Source organism: Nonomuraea sp. NPDC050691, assembly GCF_040654455.1.
GTDB lineage: Bacteria > Actinomycetota > Actinomycetes > Streptosporangiales > Streptosporangiaceae > Nonomuraea.
In genome coordinates, this window is the sequence record NZ_JBFAIA010000281.1 from 1 (window position 1) to 6,723 (window position 6,723).

Genomic DNA, 6,723 nt, shown 5'->3' on the forward strand with positions numbered 1-6,723 from the left:
ATCGGCGTCGCCCCCGGGGCCCGCATCCTGTCGGTCCGCGTCACGCTGGAGAACGACGACCCGCTGCGCGCGCGCCCCGCCGCAGGCCGGCCCGACGCGCTGGCCCGCGGCATCCGCTACGCCGCCGACCACGGCGCTGACGTCATCAGCATGTCCCTGGGCGGCGGCAGCGGCGCCTGGAACGGCTCCCCCGCCGAGAAGGAGGCGGTCCGGTACGCGCTGAGCCGCGGCGCCGTCCTCGTGGCCTCCTCGGGCAACGACGGCGAGACCACGAACCGCAAGAACTACCCCGCCGCCTATCCCGGCGTCATCGCGGTCGGCGCGGTGGACCGGCGGCTCAAGGTGGCGTCGTTCTCCAACCGCCAGAACTACCTCTCGGTGGTGGCCCCCGGCACGGGCATCCTCACGGCCGACGGCGACCGCTCCTACGTGGTGGGCGACGGCACGAGCGCGGCCGCGGCCATGGTGGCGGGCATCGCGGCCCTGGTCAGGTCCGCCTATCCCGGACTGCCGCCGCGCCAGGTGCGCGCGGCCATCGAGCGCGGCACCGCCTCGCCTCCCGTCCGGCGTCCAGAGGCCGCCTCCCGCGCGGAGGGCCGCGACCCCTCGTACGGGCACGGCGTGGCCGACGCGCTGCTGGCGCTGCGGGAGGCGAGCCGGATGGCGGGAGCCAGGGCGGGCGCGGCTCCTCCGGCCCCGCCGCGGAGGCCTGCCCCGGCGGACGGCGGCGCGCCGGAGTCCCGGCTGCCGACGCTGCTCGGGCTGGTGGCGCTCTGCCTCGCGATGGCGGCCCACGTGGTGGCCCGCCGACGCGCCCACTGAGCCCGCCCCGCACCCTTATCCCTAACAAGCGCTTGTGTAATACTCCTGGCATGACCCTGGCGATCGACGGCTGGTTCACGGTCGAGGACGGCGTCACCCACCTCCTGGGCGCCCGCTGCGCCGCCTGCGGCACGGTGACGTTCCCCCCGCGGACCGGCTTCTGCCCCAATCCCGGCTGCGACGGCGAGCACCTGGAGGTGACGCGGCTGTCCCGGCGGGGCCGCGTCTGGTCCTACACCAACTCCTGCTATCCCCCGCCCGCCCCGTACGTGGCCGCCGAGCCGTACGCACCCGTCACGCTGGCGGCGGTGGAGCTGGAGCGCGAGGGCATCGTGGTGCTCGGCCAGGTCAGGGACCTCACGGTCGCGGACCTGGAGGTCGGCATGGAGCTGGAGCTGACCTGCGGCCCGCTCGGCGACGGGCCGCTCGTGTGGATGTGGGGGCCGGCGTCGTGAGCGTGGTGGTGCTGGGCGCGGGGATGCACCCGTGGGGCAAGTGGGGCCGCCCGTTCACCGAGTACGGCCTGGCGGCGGCCCGCGAGGCCCTGCGCGACGCGGACGTGAGCTGGCCCGAGGTCGGGTTCCTGGTCGGGGCCGACACGATCAGGAACGGCTACCCGGGCTTCGTGGCCGGGGCGACGTACGCCAGGGCGCTCGGCTGGTCGGGCGCCCGGATCGCGTCCTGCTACGCCGCCTGCGCCTCCGGCGCGCAGGCGGTCGACATCGCGCGGACCCGGATCCTCGCCGGGCTGTGCGACGTGGCGCTGGTCGTGGGCGCCGACTCCACGCCGAAGGGCTTCTTCAAGCCGGTCGGCGGCGACCGCCCCGACGACCCCGACTGGCTGCGCTTCCGCCTGCTCGGCGCGACCAACCCGGCCTACTTCGGGCTGTACGCGCGCCGCCGGATGGCCCTGCACGGCTCCACGCCCGAGGACTTCGCGGCCGTCAAGGTCAAGAACGCCCGCGCCGGCTCGCTGAACCCGCTGGCCCGCTACCGCAAGCGCGTCACGGCCGAGGAGGTGCTGGCCTCGCCCGTGGTGGCCGACCCGCTGCGCCTCATGGACATCTGCGCCACCTCCGACGGCGGGGCCGCGCTCGTGCTCGCCTCGGAGGACTACGCCCGGCGGCGCGGCGTCACGGACGCGGTGCGCCTGGCCGCCGTCTCCACGGTGACGCCCGCCTTCCCCAACACCGTGCTGGAGCTCCCGGAGTTCGCCACCGACTCCAGCGCCGCCGCGCCACCCACCGGGCGGCCGTTCCGCGCGGCGATCGCACACAGCGCGTACGAGGAGGCGGGGCTGGGCCCGGAGGACGTGTCGTTCGCCGAGGTGTACGACCTGTCCACGGCGCTGGAGCTCGACTGGATGGAGGACGTCGGCCTCTGCCCGTCCGGCGAGGCGGAGAAGCTGCTGCGGGCCGGCGACACCGCGCTCGGCGGACGGGTCCCGGTGAACCCCTCGGGAGGGCTGGCCTCGTTCGGCGAGGCGATCCCCGCCCAGGCGATCGCCCAGGTGTGTGAGCTGACCTGGCAGCTTCGCGGCCGGGCGGGCGGGCGTCAGGTGGAGGGCGCCCTGGTGGGCCTGGCGGTCAACCAGGGCCTGTTCGGCCACGGCTCGGCCGTCATCGCCACCCGCTGACCCGCCTGACCGCCCCTGCGCGACCCACCCGCGACACCGTCCCGTACGGCGAAGAGGCGGAGGAACGCCGAGGGCCCCGCGCGAACGGATCGCGCGGGGCCCCCGAGGACGTGGGCGGCGGCGTCAGCCGGCGTGGACCACGTCGTGCGTCTCCGCGAAGTGGCAGGCGCTGAGGTGCGCCGTGCCCGGCCGGATCTGGAGCAGCGGCTCCTGCTCGGCGCAGATCTCCTGGGCCTTCCAGCAGCGGGTGCGGAAGCGGCAGCCCGACGGCGGGTTGGCCGGCGAGGGCGGGTCGCCCTGCAGGATGATCCGCTCGCGCTGCTCGCGGCCCTCGGGGTCGGGGACCGGGACGGCCGACAGCAGCGCCTGGGTGTACGGGTGGGCCGGCCGGTCGTAGATCTCCAGGTCCTTGCCCAGCTCCACCATCTTGCCCAGGTACATCACTGCGACCCGGTCGGAGATGTGGCGCACCACCGACAGGTCGTGGGCGATGAAGATGTACGCCAGGCCGAACTCGTTCTGCAGCCGCTCCAGCAGGTTGATGACCTGCGCCTGGATCGACACGTCGAGCGCGGACACCGGCTCGTCGCAGACGATGATCTCAGGCTGGAGCGCCAGACCGCGGGCGATGCCGATGCGCTGGCGCTGACCACCGGAGAACTGGTGGGGGTAGCGGTTGATGTGGTCGGGGTTGAGGCCCACGACCTCCAGCAGCTCCTGCACCTTGCGCCGCCGGTCGCCCTTGGGCGCGACCTCGGTGTGGATCTCGAACGGCTCGCCCACGATGTCGCCGACGGTCATCCGGGGGTTCAGCGAGGTGTAGGGGTCCTGCATCACCATCTGGATGTTGCGGCGCATCCGCTTGAGGTCGGCGCCCTTGGCGCGGGCCATGTCGCGCCCGTTGACGACCACCGAGCCGGACGTCGGCCGCTCCAGCGCCATCAGCACCTTGGCCAGCGTGGACTTGCCGCAGCCCGACTCGCCGACGATGCCCAGCGTCTCGCCCTTGTTCAGGTCGAAGGAGACGCCGTCCACGGCCTTGATGGCGCCGATCTGCTTCTTGAACATGATGCCCTGGGTCAGCGGGAAGTGCTTGACCAGGTCGCGCACCTCCAGGATGCGCTCACCTTGGGTCGCCATCGAGGACCTCCCTCCAGTAGTGGCAGGCGCTGTTGCGCGTACCGCTGATCCCGTAGAGCGGGGGGGCGTCGGTCACGCAGTTGTCCTGACGGTACGGGCACCGCGGGTGGAAGGCGCAGCCGGTCGGCATGTTGAGCAGGTTGGGCGGCAGACCCTTGATCGCGTACAGCTCCTGGCCCTTGAGGTCGACCCTGGGGATCGACTCCAGCAGGCCCTTCGTGTACGGGTGGGCGGGCGTCCGGTAGATGTCGTACACCGGGGCGTTCTCCACGATCCGCCCCGCGTACATGACCGCGATCTTGTCCGCGACGTCGGCGACGACGCCGAGGTCGTGCGTGATGAGGATCAGGCCCATGTTGCTCTCGCGCTGCAGGTCGGCGAGCAGCTCCATGATCTGGGCCTGGACCGTCACGTCGAGCGCGGTCGTCGGCTCGTCGGCGATCAGCACCTCCGGGTCCAGCGCGATCGACATGGCGATCATGATGCGCTGGCGCATGCCCCCGGAGAACTGGTGCGGGTAGTCGTTGACGCGCTGCTTGGCGGCCGGGATGCGGACCCGGTCCATCAGCTCGACGGCCTTGGCCATCGCGTCGCGCTTGGACATTCCGCGGTGGACGCGGAACATCTCACTGATCTGCCAGCCCACGGTGAACACCGGGTTGAGCGCCGACAGGGCGTCCTGGAAGATCATCGCGATGCGCTGGCCACGGACCTGCGTCCGCGCCTCGTCCGACAGCTTGAGCAGGTCGGTCCCGCGGAAGCGGATCTCTCCCTTGGGAATGCGCGCGGGCGGCATGTCCAGAATGCCCATGATCGCCTGCGCGGTCACGGACTTGCCGGAGCCCGACTCGCCCAGGACCGCGAGGGTCTCACCCGGGTTGAGCGAGTAGCTCACACCGTTGACGGCCCGGACGACGCCCGCCCGCGTGACGAACTCGACGTGCAGGTCCTCCACCGCCAGCAACGGCTCGTCGCCCAGCCCTCCCTCGGCGGGCAACGTCCGCAGCGATGTCTTACTCATCTGATCCCCCCTCCTACCTGAGCTTCGGGTCGAGCGCGTCGCGGACGGCGTCGCCCATCATGATGAACGCCAGCACGGTGATGCTCAGGAACACGGCGGGGAACACCAGCGGCAGCGGCGCCTCCAGGAACCGGCTCCGGGCGTCGGCGATCATCAGGCCCCACGAGATGTCCGGCGACTGCACGCCGACCCCGAGGAACGACAGCGCGGCCTCGGCCGCGATGAACCCGCCCAGGTTGATGGTGGCCACGACGATCACCGGGGCGATCGCGTTCGGCAGCAGGTGGCCGAACATGACCCGGCGCTGGCTCGCGCCGAGCGCCCGTGCCGCGACGACGAAGTCCTGGCTCCTGGCCGTGATGACGGCGGCCCGCATGATGCGGAACGTCATCGGCCACGCCAGCACCGAGAGCGCGATCACCACGATCCAGATGCCGAGCCCCTTGTCCCGGAACGTCGCCGTGATGAGCAGCGCGCCCAGGATCTGCGGGATGGCGAAGAACACCTCGGTGACGCGCGAGGTGACCGTGTCGGTGACCCCGCCGCGGGCGCCCGCGAGCAGGCCGAGCAGGCCGCCGACGATCCCGGTGATGACCGTGGTGCTGACGCCGATCAGGATCGAGTTGCTGGCGCCGTAGATCGTCCTGGCGTACACGTCGCAGCCGAGGTTGTCACGCCCGAAGATGTGACCCGCGCTGGGCCCCTGGCGGGCGGTCGCGAGGTCGCAGGAGCGCGCGTCCAGCGGGTTGATCGAGGTGAACAGCGACGGCCAGAACGACATGATCAGCAGGATCGCGATGAGGGCCAGCGCGAAGATGAACATCGGCCGGCGGCGCAGGTCGTGCCAGGCGTCGGTCCACAGGCTCGCCGGCTTCTCCTCCTTCTTGCGGCGCCTGCCGCCCGACGGCGGGGGGGCGACCTTCTCCGTGGTCAGGGTCTGGCTCTCGGAGGCCGCGGGGCCGGCCTGTGGCGTGTCACTCATAGCGGATCCTCGGGTCGAGCACTGCGTACATCAGGTCGACGACCAGGTTGGCGACGATGTAGACCAACACCAGGATGGTCACGATTCCTACGACGATGGGTTGTTCTCGCAGGTAGACGCCGTTGTAGAGCTGGAGGCCGATCCCCGGCAGGTTGAAGATCGTCTCGGTGATCACCGCGCCGCCCATGAGGTTGCCGAGGTCGGCGCCCAGATAGGTCACCATGGGGATCAGCGCGTTGCGCAGGCCGTGCCGGCCGATGACCCTCCGGCGGGACAGGCCCTTGGCGGTCGCCGTGCGGATGTAGTCGGATCTCAGCGTCTCCACCAGGCTCGTCCTGGTGAGCCGCGTCAGGTACGCGATCGACGTGCCCGCCAGCACGAACCCGGGCAGCAGGTACGACTTCAGTCCCTGCGTGGCGCCCGCGATGGGGAAGATCTCCGTGCCGGTCACCTGCTTGAGCCAGACGCCCAGCCAGAGCTGCAGCACGAAGCCGCTGACCAGCGTGGGGATCGAGATCAGTAGCAGGGTCGAGGCCAGGATGGCCGTGTCGGTCGCCCGGCCGCGGCGCAGCGCCGCCCAGAGGCCGAGGAGGACGCCGATGATGGCCTCCAGGACCAGCGCGACCAACGCGAGGTTCAGCGTGACCTGGAGCTTGCCGGCGAGGAGCTGGGTGACCGGGACGCCGGCGAACGTCTGCCCGAAGTCTCCGCGGAAGATGATGCCGCTGATGTAGTACCAGTACTGGAGCAGCAGCGGATCATTGAGGTGGTACTGGTCGCGGATGATCGCGACGATGTTGGGGTCCTGCCTCTTCTCACCGGCCAGCGCCGCGATGGGGTCACCAGGAAGCGCGAAGACGATGGCGAAGATGAAGAGGGTGGCGCCGAGCAGGACTGGCACTGCCTGGATCAGGCGCCTGATGATGTAACGGCCCATTCAAGCCTCCCGTACATGCCGGAAGGCAGTGCCTGGATCCATGGGGTGGAACGGCCCAGGCGACTGCCTTCCTGGCGGCTCTCGAGGGGCGGGCGCCTCCTGGACGAGGTCGGCCGCGTCGTGCGGATTGCCGGCCAGCATGTAGCCGTAGCGCAGGAGCGCGTCGCCGCGTTCGGCGACAAACT

Annotated in this window: 7 protein-coding genes and 1 pseudogene; 3 read left to right on the forward strand and 5 right to left on the reverse strand. The window is 71.4% G+C overall.

Annotated features, from left to right (window positions below; genetic code table 11):
* The 3 genes from AB0H81_RS43085 to AB0H81_RS43095 all read left to right on the forward strand — a co-directional run.
* On the forward strand, positions 1-822 hold an 822-nt coding region (locus AB0H81_RS43085), incomplete at its 5' end, for a S8 family serine peptidase (protein WP_358387775.1).
* Between the two features lie 50 nt (positions 823-872).
* A complete protein-coding gene (locus tag AB0H81_RS43090; RefSeq protein ID WP_358387777.1) occupies positions 873-1,277 on the forward strand; it encodes an OB-fold domain-containing protein in 405 nt (134 codons plus the stop codon).
* On the forward strand, positions 1,274-2,458 hold the full coding sequence (locus AB0H81_RS43095) for a lipid-transfer protein (RefSeq protein ID WP_358387779.1): 1,185 nt from the start codon (positions 1,274-1,276) through the stop codon (positions 2,456-2,458). Before AB0H81_RS43090 ends, AB0H81_RS43095 begins: the two co-directional genes overlap by 4 nt.
* Positions 2,459-2,581: 123 nt before the next feature.
* On the opposite strand, the gene AB0H81_RS43100 is transcribed toward AB0H81_RS43095, so the two are convergent.
* The 5 genes and pseudogenes from AB0H81_RS43100 to AB0H81_RS43120 form a co-directional block, all read right to left on the reverse strand.
* Positions 2,582-3,598 (reverse strand): dipeptide ABC transporter ATP-binding protein, encoded by a 1,017-nt coding sequence (locus tag AB0H81_RS43100; RefSeq protein ID WP_358387782.1) that lies wholly within the window; start codon positions 3,596-3,598, stop codon positions 2,582-2,584.
* The gene (locus AB0H81_RS43105) at positions 3,582-4,619 is read right to left on the reverse strand and encodes an ABC transporter ATP-binding protein (RefSeq protein WP_358387785.1); all 1,038 of its coding nucleotides are present in this window, start codon (positions 4,617-4,619) and stop codon (positions 3,582-3,584) included. Before AB0H81_RS43105 ends, AB0H81_RS43100 begins: the two co-directional genes overlap by 17 nt.
* A 13-nt stretch (positions 4,620-4,632) precedes the next feature.
* Positions 4,633-5,601, reverse strand: coding sequence for an ABC transporter permease (locus AB0H81_RS43110; RefSeq protein ID WP_358387788.1), 969 nt, complete (start codon positions 5,599-5,601; stop codon positions 4,633-4,635).
* On the reverse strand, positions 5,594-6,538 hold the full coding sequence (locus AB0H81_RS43115) for an ABC transporter permease (protein WP_358387791.1): 945 nt from the start codon (positions 6,536-6,538) through the stop codon (positions 5,594-5,596). Before AB0H81_RS43115 ends, AB0H81_RS43110 begins: the two co-directional genes overlap by 8 nt.
* Positions 6,539-6,723 (reverse strand): annotated as a pseudogene (locus tag AB0H81_RS43120) (hypothetical protein); the annotation flags it as partial.